Annotated in this window: 15 protein-coding genes; 4 read left to right on the forward strand and 11 right to left on the reverse strand. The window is 48.4% G+C overall.

Features of this window, described 5'->3' with window-relative positions; all coding sequences use genetic code 11:
• The first annotated feature begins 14 nt into the window (after window positions 1-14).
• Window positions 15-158 carry a T9SS type B sorting domain-containing protein gene (locus HC229_RS16675; RefSeq protein WP_332871661.1) on the forward strand — a complete coding sequence of 48 codons (144 nt, stop codon included), beginning with the start codon at window positions 15-17 and terminating at the stop codon, window positions 156-158.
• A 257-nt stretch (window positions 159-415) separates the two neighbouring features.
• Here HC229_RS16675 and HC229_RS14805 read toward each other — a convergent pair whose 3' ends face one another.
• Window positions 416-1,609, reverse strand: coding sequence for a pyridoxal phosphate-dependent aminotransferase (locus tag HC229_RS14805; protein WP_191021283.1), 1,194 nt, complete (start codon window positions 1,607-1,609; stop codon window positions 416-418).
• Between the two features lie 124 nt (window positions 1,610-1,733).
• Between HC229_RS14805 and HC229_RS14810 the strand changes: the two genes are divergently transcribed.
• Window positions 1,734-3,059 carry a PDZ domain-containing protein gene (locus tag HC229_RS14810; RefSeq protein ID WP_191021284.1) on the forward strand — a complete coding sequence of 442 codons (1,326 nt, stop codon included), beginning with the start codon at window positions 1,734-1,736 and terminating at the stop codon, window positions 3,057-3,059.
• Between the two features lie 36 nt (window positions 3,060-3,095).
• On the opposite strand, the gene HC229_RS14815 is transcribed toward HC229_RS14810, so the two are convergent.
• Complete coding sequence (locus HC229_RS14815; protein ID WP_191021285.1) at window positions 3,096-3,533, reverse strand: DUF1573 domain-containing protein; 438 nt, start codon at window positions 3,531-3,533, stop codon at window positions 3,096-3,098.
• A gap of 156 nt (window positions 3,534-3,689) precedes the next feature.
• On the opposite strand from HC229_RS14815, the gene HC229_RS14820 reads away from it, so the two are divergent.
• A complete protein-coding gene (locus HC229_RS14820) occupies window positions 3,690-6,317 on the forward strand; it encodes a valine--tRNA ligase (protein ID WP_191021286.1) in 2,628 nt (875 codons plus the stop codon).
• Window positions 6,318-6,391: 74 nt separating this feature from the next.
• Here the strand turns inward: HC229_RS14820 and HC229_RS14825 are convergent, their stop codons facing one another.
• From HC229_RS14825 to rsfS, 8 genes are all read right to left on the reverse strand, one after another.
• A complete protein-coding gene (locus tag HC229_RS14825) occupies window positions 6,392-6,763 on the reverse strand; it encodes a pentapeptide repeat-containing protein (protein WP_191021287.1) in 372 nt (123 codons plus the stop codon).
• Window positions 6,764-6,904: 141 nt separating this feature from the next.
• A complete protein-coding gene (locus HC229_RS14830; protein ID WP_191021288.1) occupies window positions 6,905-7,669 on the reverse strand; it encodes a superoxide dismutase in 765 nt (254 codons plus the stop codon).
• Window positions 7,670-7,671: 2 nt separating this feature from the next.
• Complete coding sequence (locus tag HC229_RS14835; RefSeq protein ID WP_191021289.1) at window positions 7,672-7,941, reverse strand: acyl-CoA-binding protein; 270 nt, start codon at window positions 7,939-7,941, stop codon at window positions 7,672-7,674.
• Complete coding sequence (locus HC229_RS14840; RefSeq protein ID WP_191021290.1) at window positions 7,934-8,593, reverse strand: phosphatidylserine decarboxylase family protein; 660 nt, start codon at window positions 8,591-8,593, stop codon at window positions 7,934-7,936. Before HC229_RS14840 ends, HC229_RS14835 begins: the two co-directional genes overlap by 8 nt.
• A complete protein-coding gene (locus tag HC229_RS14845) occupies window positions 8,583-9,383 on the reverse strand; it encodes a phosphatidate cytidylyltransferase (RefSeq protein WP_191021291.1) in 801 nt (266 codons plus the stop codon). The genes HC229_RS14840 and HC229_RS14845 overlap by 11 nt, the downstream gene beginning before the upstream one ends.
• 1 nt (window position 9,384) lies before the next feature.
• Window positions 9,385-9,984: a lactate utilization protein B/C gene (locus tag HC229_RS14850; protein ID WP_191021292.1), complete on the reverse strand. Its 600-nt coding sequence runs from the start codon at window positions 9,982-9,984 to the stop codon at window positions 9,385-9,387.
• A 105-nt stretch (window positions 9,985-10,089) separates the two neighbouring features.
• The gene (gene ftsH / locus HC229_RS14855) at window positions 10,090-12,018 is read right to left on the reverse strand and encodes an ATP-dependent zinc metalloprotease FtsH (protein ID WP_191021293.1); all 1,929 of its coding nucleotides are present in this window, start codon (window positions 12,016-12,018) and stop codon (window positions 10,090-10,092) included.
• A 14-nt stretch (window positions 12,019-12,032) separates the two neighbouring features.
• Window positions 12,033-12,404, reverse strand: coding sequence for a ribosome silencing factor (rsfS, locus tag HC229_RS14860; protein WP_191021294.1), 372 nt, complete (start codon window positions 12,402-12,404; stop codon window positions 12,033-12,035).
• A gap of 96 nt (window positions 12,405-12,500) precedes the next feature.
• Here rsfS and HC229_RS14865 point away from each other — a divergent pair, with 96 nt between their 5' ends.
• The gene (locus HC229_RS14865) at window positions 12,501-13,229 is read left to right on the forward strand and encodes a biotin--[acetyl-CoA-carboxylase] ligase (protein WP_191021295.1); all 729 of its coding nucleotides are present in this window, start codon (window positions 12,501-12,503) and stop codon (window positions 13,227-13,229) included.
• On the opposite strand, the gene HC229_RS14870 is transcribed toward HC229_RS14865, so the two are convergent.
• Window positions 13,226-14,554, reverse strand: a complete 1,329-nt coding sequence (locus HC229_RS14870) for a TolC family protein (protein ID WP_191021296.1) — start codon at window positions 14,552-14,554, stop codon at window positions 13,226-13,228. The genes HC229_RS14865 and HC229_RS14870 overlap by 4 nt on opposite strands.

Genomic DNA, 14,554 nt, shown 5'->3' on the forward strand with positions numbered 1-14,554 from the left:
AGATCGCCCCGGATATCAATGGAGCCAACGGATGGGACGGAACCTTCAACGGAAGCCAGATGCCATCGACCGATTACTGGTTTACCGTGGAATACCCGGACCCGAATGCAAACGGAGCCATGAAAGAATTTAAAGCCCACTTCTCTTTGAAGCGATAACGTTTATAAAACGGACATAAAAAAACCGCGATCAAAAAAGATCGCGGTTTTTTATTTTGGGATAGGGTAGGCAAACCAATGGATGATGCTACCGGATTTTTTGTTTGGTGACGCTAGCCCGGATAAAGCGTGTTAGCCTTTTGAAGGACGGGGCTGGTTGGGTTGGGTTGGGGCGGCGACCGCAGGAAGCCGCCCCAACCCTTACCAAAACCGCCCTGGCCAAAAAAGCTAATAGCGGTAGCCGGATCAGCTCCTGATTATTTCGAATTGTAAACGCTAAGTGCTTCTTTAAGTATTTCTACCGAGCGTACCAAATCTTCTTTCTTCAGGACGTAGGCCATGCGGATTTCGTCTCGTCCGGCGCCGGGAGTTGAGTAGAAACCGGCCGCTGGGGCAACCATCACCGTTTCGCCTTTGTGGTCGAACGATTCGAGCAGCCATTGGGCAAAGTCGTCGGCGTTGGAAACGGGAAGCCTGGCGATGCAGTAAAAAGCGCCTTTTGGATTGGCTACCGTCACGCCTTCGATTTTGCTTAGTTCAGCAACCAGGATGTTGCGACGCTCGAGATATTCGGCAGACACTTCGTCAAAGTAACTTTTTGGCGTATCAAGTGCGGCTTCACTGGCGATTTGCGCGAATGTCGGCGGGCTCAAACGGGCTTGTGCGAACTTCATCGCGGTAGTCATGACTTCTTTGTTTTTGGATACGATGCATCCGATCCTTGCGCCGCACATGCTGTAACGCTTGGAAACCGAATCGATCATGATGGCGTGTTGCTCGAGGCCTTCGAGGTTCATTACCGAGTGGTGCACGCCTCCGTCGTAAACGAATTCGCGGTAGACTTCGTCGGCAATCAGGAAAAGGTCGTGTTTTTTGACGAGTTCGGCCAATTGCTGCATTTCCTCTTTCGAATACAGGTAACCTGTCGGATTCCCGGGATTGCAGATCAGGATGGCTTTGGTCTTTGGCGTGATGAGTTTTTCAAAATCGGCGATAGGAGGCAAGGCGAATCCCGTTTCTATGCCCGAAATCACAGGGACGACCTTCACGCCGGAAGCGGTCGAAAACCCGTTGTAGTTGGCATAAAACGGTTCAGGGATAATGATTTCGTCTCCCTGGTCCATCGTAGTTCCCATGGCGAAAAGCAGGGCTTCGGAACCGCCGGTGGTAATGATGATGTCCTGGGTTGCTATGGGCAAACCGTGGGACGTATAATATGCCGCGAGTTTCTTGCGATAGCTTTCGAAACCGGCCGAATGGCTGTATTCGAGCACTTCCATATCGACGTTGCGGATGGCTTCGAGCGCGACCTCGGGCGTTTTGATATCGGGCTGGCCGATGTTCAGGTGGTAGACTTTATGTCCTTTCTGTTTGGCGGCTTCGGAATACGGAACGAGCTTGCGGATAGGCGATTCGGGCATGTCGTGCCCTTTGGTCGAAATTCTTGGCATGTTGCTTAATTTAGTGTTGCAAATTTCGGCATTTTTTTGAAAGTATTCGTTAGGTATTTTTGGTTTGGGATGACGATTCTTAATTTTTAGATCGTTAAATTACTAACTTTATAAAAAAAGATTAATGAGGCGTTGGCTGCTTTTATGGGTCGTATTTTTTTCGGTCACTTCGCTGCGCGCCCAGGGCAATTTCCGGTTTGCCGAAAAATCATCCAAGACGACGCTTCCGTTTAAATTCATCAACAACCTTATTATTCTGCCGGTTGAACTTAATGGCGTCCAGCTCAATTTCCTGTTGGACACGGGCGTGGAAGAAACCATTTTGTTCAGTCTTGAAGAAACCAAGGAAATCGCGTTCGAGCACGTAGAGAAAGTAAAACTTCGAGGTTTGGGCAGCCAGGAACACATAGAAGGGTTGAAGTCGACGGGGAACAAACTGGGCTTCGAGGACATGCTCGACGACAATCACATGCTCTATATCGTCATGGATGAAAGCTTCAATTTTTCGTCCCACATCGGGATTCCGGTAAACGGCATCATCGGCTACCAATTTTTCAGGAACAATCTGGTAGAGATTGATTACGACAGGCGGCGCATCATCATTTACCACGATTCCGACAAGGCGCGCAGGAAAATCCAGAAAAAAATGACGCGGGTACCCGTTACCATAGAATTGCGCAAACCGTATCTCGTTACAGAGGTTAAGCAGAACGGGAATGCGGTCGAGGCAAAGCTGCTCATCGACACCGGTAGCAGCGATGCCGTTTGGCTGTTCGAGGAATTGTCTGACGAGATTGGGTTGCCTGGTAAGTATTTCGAGGATTTTCTTGGCAGGGGATTTAGCGGGGAAGTCTACGGAAAGCGAGGCAGGATCGACGGTTTTTTGGTTGGCGGATTCTTGTTCGAGGCGCCCATCGTGGCGTTTCCAGATTCGGTTTCGATCCGTCATGTGAATATGGTGAAAGACAGGATGGGATCGGTCGGAGGAGAGATACTGAAGCGTTTTTCTGTAGTGTTTGACTATCCGAACAAACAGATTTTCCTGAAAAAAGCGAAAAGCTATTACGATCCTTTCCACTATAATATGAGCGGGCTGGAGATCGAGCATAGCGGGCTTCAATGGATCAAGGAAACCGTGGAACTGAACACCAATCTCAAAGGCGACGATTACAGCGCGGACTTCAACAAGCGACAATCAGACTTCCATTATAAATTCGAACTCAAGCCGCTTTATTCAGTGACGAGTGTGAGGCCGGACTCTCCGGCTGCCGAGGCGGGAATCCTCAAAGACGATAAGATCATTTCTGTAAACGGACGCCTGGCCTACCGCTACACGCTGCAGGACATCATTGACGTATTGCGTTCGGAACCCGATCGCCAAATCGTGCTTCAACTCGAGCGAAACGGGCTCAAGATCAATGTGAGTTTCAGGCTCCGGAAATTATTGTAAATAAAAAAGCCTTTCGGGAAGGAAAGGCCTGGTGGGTTATCGCAGCATTGGACTTGCGCTTTTTTTCTCGAGGAGATTTTCCTCCTTTTTGACGATGACGTCACCTTTTATTTTCAGGGCGATCCGTCCGCCATCGTAGTTGACCGCATTGGACTCTACTGTTATCGTTTTGCGGATGGGTCCCGGATTCATATTGTATTTTACGTCGATCTTACCGGTTTTTCCTGGCATGATTGGTTGGGTAGGTTTTGACGGGACGGTACAGCCGCAGGTCGATTTGACATCCGTGATGATAAGTGGCGCGTCTCCGATGTTCTTGAATTCAAACGTGCGTACGCCGCTGTCGCTGTCTTTGGATACCGTGCCGTAATCGACGGTATTGTCCTTATTCAGAAATTCGATTTTTGGCCCGTGTTGCGCGGTTGCAGCAGAACCGACGGCCAGAAAAGCCAACAAAAGGAAGAGTTTTCTCATGGGAATGTTGATTTGGTCTGTAAAAATAAAGCGTTTTGGGAGATGCGCAAATTATTACTTCTTAATTTTTTATACGACACGAATGGATTACTTTTGTGCCTCGCCCGGAATTTCAACAATCGGGCCAAACTTTATTCGTTTTACGCACAGACAATTATGGCAATCCCGTCTCAATTTGAACCAGCAAGCATAGAAAAGAAGTGGTATGACTACTGGATGGAAAACCGCTATTTCCATTCGACGCCAGACCACAGGAAACCGTACACCATCGTAATCCCGCCTCCGAACGTGACCGGCGTCCTGCACATGGGGCATATGCTCAACAACACGATACAGGACGTTTTGATACGACGTGCGCGCCTCAAAGGGCTGAACGCCTGTTGGGTTCCGGGCACCGATCACGCCTCGATTGCGACCGAAGCCAAGGTCGTGGCCAAACTCAAGGCCGAAGGCATCAACAAAACCGATCTTTCCCGAGAGGAATTCCTCAAGCACGCCTGGGAGTGGACCGACAAATATGGTGGCGTCATCCTCGAGCAACTGAAGAAACTCGGCGCGTCATGCGATTGGGACCGTACGAAGTTCACAATGGATCCTGATATGTCGGCATCGGTAATCAAGTCGTTCGTCGATTTGTACAACAAAGGCTTGATATATCGCGGTTTTCGAATGGTGAACTGGGATCCGGAAGCCAAGACGACGTTGAGCGACGAGGAAGTCATTTACGAAGAAAGACAAGGGAAACTGTATTTTCTTAAATACAAAATTGAAGGTTCGGAAGAATTCGTGACGATTGCAACAACGCGTCCCGAGACGATCCTGGGCGACACGGCCGTCTGCATCAACCCGAACGACGAGCGATACACACATCTGAACGGCAAAAAAGTCATCGTTCCGATAGCCAATCGCGTCATTCCGATCATCGAGGACGATTACGTCGACATGGAATTCGGTACCGGATGCCTCAAGGTCACGCCGGCACACGATGTCAACGACAAAGCCCTTGGCGAAAAACACAACCTGGAAATCATCGATATTTTCAACGAAGATGCCACTTTGAATTCCTTCGGACTGCACTACGCCGGAAAAGACCGTTTTGTCGTGCGCGATGAGATCGCCAATGAGCTCGAAACGCTCGGCAATATGGCTAAGGTCGAAACGCACCTGAACAAGGTCGGCACATCCGAAAGGACGAAAGCCGTTATCGAGCCCCGTCTTTCCGATCAGTGGTTTTTGAGTATGGAAGAAATGGTCAAACCGGCTCTCAAAGCGGTTTTGGAAGAAGAGGAAATCAAATTGTATCCGAAGCGTTTCGACAATACCTATCGCCATTGGCTGGAAAACATACGCGACTGGAACATTTCGCGACAGTTGTGGTGGGGACAGCAAATCCCGGCTTATTACTATGGAGACGGCAAAGAAGACTTTGTCGTAGCGGAGACCAAGGAGCAGGCGCTTGAGATGGCGAAAGCAAAAAATCCTGGCATCACGTCCGAAACGCTGCGACAGGACGCCGATGCCCTCGATACGTGGTTTTCGTCATGGCTCTGGCCGATAGCGGTATTCGGCGGGATTCTCGATCCTGAAAACGAAGATTTCAAGTATTATTATCCGACGAACGACCTCGTTACCGGCCCGGACATCTTGTTCTTCTGGGTGGCGCGGATGATCTTCGCCGGTTATGAATACACTGGAAAGAAGCCGTTTACTAACGTTTACCTTACCGGATTGGTGCGCGACAAGCAGCGACGCAAAATGTCGAAGTCACTCGGCAATTCACCCGATCCGCTTGACTTGATCGAGAAATTCGGGGCCGATGGCGTCCGCGTTGGTTTGCTGTTGAGTGCATCGGCCGGAAACGACATTCTTTTTGACGAGGAATTATGTGCCAACGGACGTTCGTTTGCGCACAAAGTCTGGAACGCTTTCCGACTTGTAAAAGGTTGGGAAGTAGACGAAACTATCCCTGCTCCGGAAGCATCTCAAAAAGCGGTCGAATGGTTCAACGCAAAATTGCAGCATTCGCTTGTCGAAATCGAAGATCACTTTGAGAAATACCGCATTTCGGACGCGTTGATGGCGATTTATAAATTGGTTTGGGACGATTTCTGTTCGTGGTTCCTCGAGATGATCAAACCGGCTTACCAACAGCCTATCGATGGCAAGACGTTCGATTCTGCAATAGATGCGCTCGAAAACGTGTTGCGATTGTTGCATCCGTTCATGCCGTTCCTTACCGAGGAAATCTGGCAGTATATTGCCGAGAGGACGAAAGAGGAAGCGTTGATCGTCAACCATTGGCCTCAAGCGAAACCCTTCGATGCCAAACTGATTTCCGACTTTGAATTCGCATCCGAAGTAATTTCAGGAGTGCGTACGATCAGGAAGGACAAAAACATTTCGTTCCGCGATGCCATCGACCTCAAGATACTCAATGGCGAAAAGGCCTCGCAAAGTTTCGATTCAATAATCTCAAAACTTACCAACGTTGCGAACCTCGAATACGTGAGCGATAAGGTAGACGGCGCGCTTTCGTTCCGCGTCAAGTCCAACGAATATTTCATTCCGGTGACGGGAAATATCGATGTTGCGGCCGAGATCGGGAAACTCAACGAGGAATTGAAATATACCCAGGGATTCCTGAAGTCGGTTCAAGCCAAGCTGTCGAACGAGAAGTTCGTAAGCGGTGCGCCGGAAGCCGTGATCGCAAACGAACGCAAAAAGGAAGCCGATGCACTGGCAAAAATCGAAACGATCGAACAAAGCCTGTCTTCGCTGAAATAATCGACTTTAGGTCGCGAAAATGTTAAGCTTCTCAACGGTTCACTTGAATCGTGGGGAAGTTTTTTTTTGACGTGTCATTTGCGGTTAAACAGCTCCTGGATAAGAACGCCGTTTATTTTAAGGCCGGAAATATCACAGTCGACAATTTCGACGCCGCTAAGGTCGCAGTTGTCGAATGTGCTTCCGTTCAAATCACATTTCCTGAACGTCAGCGGACGTTGGCGCAATGCAGGATCGTGACCCGGATGATCTTCCGGAGGCAAGCCGATGTTCTCGAAATATGCCCCACCGAGTTGCGCGCCTTCGATGTGGAGATCGCTTAGGTCGGCATCGGTAATCCGGATATTTCGCATGCTGACGTCCATGAACTTGGAACCGTCGAGCATGGCGCTTCGGGCGGTTATTTCAGCGCAATTCTCTTCTAAATTGATGTGTCTCGTCTCCATCTGGATTTGTTTCAGATAAAAGTACGAGTCCCGAAGAAAATTCCCGAATGGGCATTGCGACAAAAACCGGGTGGTACGCGACAATTCTGTTTGGGCTGGCTTCTCATGCGAAAGCGTAAAAAAAGCCCCAAAAAGGAGCTTCTATTTTTTTATCGCGTTTTCATATCGTTCGCCAACTTTGTCCCAATTGACGATGTTGAAAAAATTTGAAATGTACTTTTTGCGTCGGTATTGATAACTTAAGTAATAGGCGTGTTCCCAGACGTCAATACCGAGGATAGGCGTACCTTTTACCGGCATTCCCGGCATAAGCGGATTGTCCTGGTTCGGTGTTGCGACCACTTGCAGCCTGCCGCTCTTATCGGTAATCAGCCACGCCCAACCGGATCCGAATTGGCGTTCGGCCGCGTCCTCGAACTTGGTCCTGAACAGCTCGAAAGAGCCGAAATCGCGTTTGATCGCATTTGCCAGCGTGTCTCCGGGCTGGCCTTGTCCTTTGGCAATCAGCGTTTCGAAAAACAAGGTGTGGTTGTAATAGCCGCCAAGGTTGTTGCGCAAATCGGCATCGCCCATATTGAGCTTTTTGAATACTTCTTCAATCGGTAATTTTGCCGATTCCGTACTGTCGATAAGACGGTTGAAATTGTTGGTGTATGTGAGGTAATGGCGGCCGTAGTGCATTTCCATCGTCATGGCGTCGAGATTGGGCGCCAATGCGTCGTAGGCGAACGGCAGCTTATACATCTCGAACGGCCCGGCGTTTGGGGAGACGTCGTCTGGTTTTCCAATCGTCATTTTTTCCTCGGCTGCCGGAAGCGGGACTTCAACGACTTCAGTCAACTTTTTCTTTTGGCACGAAAGTAAAGTGGCCGATGCGCAAAGTAGGAGCAAGGCGGTTTTTCTCATGCCTATCGTTGTTGAAGTGAATCGACCAATTCCACGTAAAGCTGTTTGGCTTCTTCGGGATTCATATTGCTGATTTGCATCCAGGCGTTGGTCTTGAAGGCGTTCCTGAGATCGATTCCCGTATTGACGTTCATCGACGGCTGGGTCTGGGATCCTTGTTTGTAATAAGCGTATAATCGCAATTGGGTGTCCTGGGGCAAATCTGCCTGGGACATTTGGGAAGCGATCTCGAAAGCTTCGCGAAAACGTTTATCTAATTCCTGGTCAGACATTTTTGGAGGCGATGACGGTTTTGTTTCCAACGGCTTTCTGTCCGAGTTTGACATCGATTTTGGTTCCTATCGGAAGATAGATGTCGACGCGTGACCCGAATTTTATAAAACCCGCGTCACTGCCCTGGACGACTTGCATGCCTTCCTGTGCATAATTTACGATGCGCTTGGCAAGTGCCCCGGCAATTTGTCTGTAAAGCACTTCTCCAAAAATGCGGTTTTCGATCACGACCGTGGTGCGCTCGTTCTCGGTGCTTGCTTTGGGATGCCACGCCACAAGGTATTTCCCTGGGTGATATTTGCTGAATTTTACTTTTCCGTTTACCGGATAGCGCGTTACGTGAACGTTTACGGGCGACATGAAAATCGACACCTGCAGCCGTTGGTCTTTGAAATATTCGCCTTCGTAGACTTCTTCGATCACCACGACTTTTCCGTCGACGGGAGCCGTGACGATATTGTCATCAGGGTTGTTGAAGCGCTTCGGATTGCGGAAAAACTGCAAAATCATAATCAGGAAAAACAACCCGATGAGCATGATGGTCATGCGCAACCAAGGTGTCGCCTTGAAAAAATAATCGGTTGCCAAAAGCAGCAATACGAAAACTGTTGTCGAGATGAGGATGATTTTCCCGCCTTCCTTATGAAACATAATGTACGATTTGGTAAAACAAAAATACGAACGGCGCTACAAATATAACACTATCCAGCCTATCCAGTATGCCTCCGTGGCCCGGCATGATGCGTCCGCTGTCCTTAACGCCGGCTATCCTCTTGAATTTGGATTCGACGAGATCGCCCAAAGTCCCTAAATAACTGACGATTGTGGCAATCACAAGCCAAAATGCGATAGGTTCTTCAAATAGCCAGATGGCGATCGGAAGCGAAAATAAAAGTGCAAAAAGCCACCCGCCGAGAAAGCCCTCGACCGTTTTTTTGGGAGAAACGCGCTCAAGCAGTTTGCGTTTGCCGAAGCCTTTTCCGATAAGGAAGGCGAAAGTGTCGTTGGCCCAAATCAGCACAAAGATCGAAATGGTGATCTCAGGCCTGAAGCTGCCATTTTCGAAAGGCAATTTGGCGATGAAGATGATCGGCAGGATTGCGTAGCCGATGAGATAGACGTATTTCGAAAGCTTGTCCAGCACCACGATGCGATCTGAAAACAGGAAAAAAAGCAACCTGACCGAAACGAACAACGTAAGGGCAAGCAGCGCCCATTCCATCTCGACGGAAAGCGGGAACGCGGTAAATAGGAAGTACAAAGCCGATGCGATCAACAACGGCAAAGGTTTGGAGAGGTTCGTCAGTTCGCAAAACTCAAAAACGGCGAGCAACAAAAAAATCCCGCAAAGGACCATGAAACTCAACGGGAACAATGCGCAACCCACTAAAATAATAATGTAAACCGCCCCGGAAAGCGTCCTGGTGAGCGTTTCGTTCATGTTAAAGATCTTCTAGAAGCAGCAAATATAAGTTTTTGGGAGCGCTTCCGTACTGAAGAAAATCCTCCTCTTTTGCTTTTTCGAAGTATTTTATCGTGGTGATGTTGGTCGGATAATCGGTTTCGTATTTTTTCTTGATCGCGCGCAGCCCGTCGCTTTTCGATTCAAGGATTTGGCTCGTAGTGGCCAGGATCACGATGTTGGACGGTAAATCGTTGGGTTTGTTCTGCTTGATTTGTTTGGACGAGAACAAAATGGAACCTTCATCGGCTACGAGATTCTCGCAAGAGGCCAACAAAAACTTCGGTTCCGGAGCGCCGGAATGTGCCACGTTATTGTCGTCAAGCATGCTGAAAAGCTTGGCTTCATAACAAACCGCTTCCGATTCGAACCAGTCGTTTTCCTGCAGGATGTTCTCAAACTGCTCGTGAACCTCGTCGAGATTTTCGCAATAGATGAATTTTCCTCCGTTTTTCTTGAAGTTATAAGTAAACAGTTCATCGACCGCCATATTGGGCTGCGCCTGTTGATGGTACTCGCTTTCTTTCTCTTCGCCTTGGCCGGGTTCATTCGACCCGAAAAATTTTCTGAACAGACTCATATATGATCTGGCGGTTTCCCTAGTGGTTCGTATTCATCCAAAGATAAAAAAATCTTAATTCAAACGGTTTTTGAATTAAGATTTTTATACAATGCCGGTGCCGTTTTACAGGTCGGTTTCTTCGTGGAGATTTTTATCGAATGGGCGTTTCCCGAAAATTGTCTCGAGATCATCCTTGAAAATCACTTCTTTTTCGATCAGGATGTCGGCCAATTGGAACAACTTTTCCTTGTTTTGTTCGAGAATGTCGATCGCGCGTTGGTATTGGCTTTCAATAAGTACCGATATTTCCTTGTCGATGACAATCGCCGTATCTTCCGAGTAAGGCTTGGAAAAGTTGTATTCGGATTGACCGCTGGAGTCGTAATAGGTAACGTTGCCCAGTTTCTCGTTGAGTCCGTAAATCGTAACCATGGCGCGTGCCTGTTTGGTCACCTTCTCCAAATCGGACAACGCGCCCGTGGAAATTTTGTCGAACGTCACTTTTTCAGCGGCACGTCCGCCCATCGTTGCGCACATTTCGTCCAGCATCTGGTCCGGCCTGACGATAAGCCTTTCCTCTGGCAGATACCAGGCGGCACCGAGACTCTGGCCGCGGGGAACGATCGTGACCTTTACAAGCGGAGCAGCGTGTTCCAGCATCCAGCTTACGGTCGCGTGACCGGCTTCGTGTATGGCGATCGCGCGTTTTTCGTCCGGAGTAATGATTTTGTTCTTTTTTTCAAGGCCGCCTACGATACGGTCTACCGCGTCGAGGAAATCCTGTTTGTCGACAGCTGTTTTGTTCTTACGGGCCGCAATCAATGCCGCTTCGTTACAAACGTTGGCGATATCAGCTCCCGAAAATCCAGGAGTTTGCTTGGCGAGAAAGTCGGTATCGAGATTTTCAACCTTTTTAAGTGGAGCCAAATGCACCTCAAAAATTTCTTTGCGTTCGCGAATGTCCGGAAGGTCGACGAAAATCTGTCTGTCAAAACGCCCGGCGCGCATCAGGGCTTTGTCGAGGACGTCGGCCCGGTTCGTGGCCGCAAGCACGATGACGTGGGAATTCGTACCGAAACCGTCCATTTCGGTCAACAATTGATTGAGCGTGTTTTCGCGTTCGTCGTTCGACCCTGAAAAGTTGTTTTTTCCGCGAGCCCTTCCGACAGCGTCGATCTCATCGATAAAGATGATGGCCGGCGATTTCTCCTTGGCTTGCTTGAAAAGATCGCGAACACGGGATGCCCCGACGCCAACGAACATTTCGACGAAATCCGATCCCGAAAGCGAGAAAAACGGAACTTTGGCTTCTCCGGCAACGGCTTTGGCAAGCAACGTCTTACCGGTTCCCGGCGGCCCCACAAGCAAAGCACCCTTAGGGATTTTACCTCCGAGGCTCGTATATTTTTCAGGATTCTTGAGGAATTCCACGATTTCCTGGATTTCTTCTTTTGCGCCTTCGAGTCCGGCGACGTCCTTAAATGTAGTTTTTATGTCGTTCTTTTCATCGAACAGGCGCGCTTTGGATTTTCCGATGTTGAAAATCTGACCGCCTCCACCGGGACCACCGGCCGACATCCGTCTCATGATAAAGATCCAGATTGCCACGATAACCAATACGGGCAACAAGGTGAGGAAAATATCGGTCCAATTGCTTTTTGGCTGGAACGAGAAGTCGCGCAATTTCTTTTCGGAAACAGCTTCTTCGAGTTTTTTCTGGAAAATTTCGTCGTTCCCGATATCGAAAACGTAATGAGGCCCTTTATTCTCGCGCTGCAACATGTCCTTCGACACCTCTTTGTGCGCGGCTTCTTTTAATGCATCAGCCTTGAGGAAAACCTCTCCCTCTGTTTTATTGTAGATGACAACTTTGTCGACTTGTCCCGATTCGAGGAAAGTGTCGAATTTGGGCAAACTTATTTTTTTCGGTTCCTGGAATGCGGCATCCCCTGTCATAATGCTGATGATCAGAAAAATAAGGGCGACAGCGGCATAGAGCAGCCACGGATTGATCCGCATTCTCGGGTTCGGATTATTGTTTTCTTTAGACATTTATCGTAAACGAATTAGTATTTGTTTTGGATGCTTGTGATTTTGGCGTCTCCCCACAAGCTCTCGATATCGTAATATTCCCTGATGTGTTTTTGGAACACATGGACCACGATGTGGACAAAATCCATAAGCACCCACTCGCCGTGTTCGTTGCCTTCGACGTGCCATGGTTTTTCGTGGATTTCCTTGGAGACGGTTTTTTGGATGGAATTGACGATGGCGTTGACCTGGGTATTTGAGTTACCGTTGCAGATCACGAAATAGTCGCAGGCTGAATTGTCTATTTCCCTAAGGTCAAGAATGTCGATATCATTGCCTTTTACTTCTTCGATTCCTTTGATGATCAGCGCCAGCAGAATATCATTATTATTAGTCTTTTTCGCCATTTAACAATTTTATATAAGTTCGCAAAGTTACCATTTTTTGTCTTTAATTTTGACACTTAACAAAAGATTAAACACGCGATTCCCGCGCATTTTCGTATGCATTTCATCAAACTCGATGCCATCGGCTCCACAAACGATTTTTTAAAAGATTTGGCAAAGCGCCAAACCCTCCGCGATTTTACGGTCGTCACGGCCAATTCCCAAACCGATGGTCGCGGTCAAAGGGGATCGGTATGGAAATCCGAACCGGGTAAAAACTTGACAATGAGTGTTTTCTTTAGGTTGTCTGATTTGGATACGGCCGCGCTTTTCATGCTCAATGCCGCCGTCGCTCTGTCTGTCCTTGAGGCGCTGAAATCCATGGATATCCATGAGTTGACCCTTAAATGGCCAAACGACATTATGTCAGGCAACAAGAAAGTTGGCGGGATCCTCATCGAAAACAATGTCAAAACGGCCACTGAATTTGAATCGGTGATCGGAATCGGGATCAACGTCAACCAGGACAATTTTGAAGGTTTGCCCAACGCCGGATCGCTGCACACGGTCAGCGGCAAATTTTTCGATAAGGACGATTTGGGCTTGCAGGTCGCGCGAAGCCTCGAAACGCAACTGTCCGCTATCAAATCGGAAGGCGACCGAATCTGGGAACGCTACAACGAGAGTCTCTTCCGCAAAGGCAAACCAACGGTATTTGTGGACGAATCCGGTAAACGGTTCATGGGGATTGTCATCGAAGCATCGAAAGATGGCACGCTTGCCATAATGCACGAAGACGATTCGGTAACGTCATACGGAATAAAACAACTCACGATGTTGTATTAAAGTGTGAACGCTTCGCCGAGATAGAATTTGATCAGCGCGTTGTTGAACAACAATTCATAGCGTGCCTGGATTAGTTCCGCCTGGGCTTTGTTAAAGTTCATTTTGGTCAGGCTCCACTCGTTTATGTTGATTTTCCCGAGTTGGAATTTGAGGTCGTCCGCATCGAGGCTTTTTTGGGAAAATTCAAACGCAAGACCTGATGCGTCGCGTTTTTTGATCGAGGTTCGCGTATCGGTGATCGACTTCATGACTTCTTTCGAAAGTCGGTTCTGTTCGAGTTTGGTAAAGATTTGCGCCTGCTTCCATTCGAGCTTGGCCGTTTGTACTTCAGACCATGTCTCGAACCGGTTGAAAATCGGGATTTCGAGACCGAAACGCAGCGAGGTGGCCGTATTTTCCTTGATTTGCATCCGAAAAGTTTCCTCGTCGTTATCGCTGTAATTGCTGCGGTGTTGTACCCTCATGTTGAGCAGCGGGAAACGCAATCCCCTGGCGATCGAGAGGTCAGTACGTGCACGTTGCTCACCAAAAACGCTCATTTTGTAGGCCGGGTGCAGCATCACGGCCTGTTTCGTCAGTTCGTATTGCCTGTCTTCAAGGTTTTCGAGGATACGGAAGTCAAGTTCCGGTTCGCTGAGCGCGATCTCGGTCTCTATCGGCAAGTTCATGAGTTGCTTGATGCTGATGAGATTGTCGGTCAAATTGTTTTGATTGGTCAGCATCGACAGTTCTTCGTTGGCTTTTTGGGCCTTGATTTTGAAGACTTCGCTTTCGGAGATTGTGCCGTTGTCGAATTTTAGCTGGGCCAGTTCGATTTGTTTTTCACTCGAGCGGATTTGTTCGTGATTGGCTTCGATGATTTCCTGCAGGTACAAGATCGTGATGTAGCGCTGGGCCAGATCGATCGTAATCTCGTTTTTCGTAAGGCTGATGTTTTCCCTGCTGATTTCGCGTTCCTGTCGCATCGCCCGTATCGAATTGAGCACGCGGAATCCCGAAAACAGATTAAAATTCGCATTCACTGAACCTTCATAGGTTTTGAGTTGCGTATTGACGAAGAGATTCGTCGTATTGTCGATTTCCTTTCCCCAAGAATAGCGGTTGTCTCCGCTGGCGCTGATCGCAGGCAGGATTTGCCCGTAACTGGCTTTGTATTGCGTGTGCGCTATTTTTTCGTCTAGTAGCGCGCTTTGGAGGGAAAGGTTGTTCTGCATCGCCAATTCGAGGCAATCGTCGAATCGGAGGAACTTGATCGTACCGGTTTCCTGGGCAAAGGACGTCCAGGCAAAAAAAACAAACAACACTTGAGGCAACCGTATTTTCAT

This window comes from Flavobacterium selenitireducens (assembly GCF_014748335.1).
Lineage (GTDB): Bacteria > Bacteroidota > Bacteroidia > Flavobacteriales > Flavobacteriaceae > Flavobacterium > Flavobacterium selenitireducens.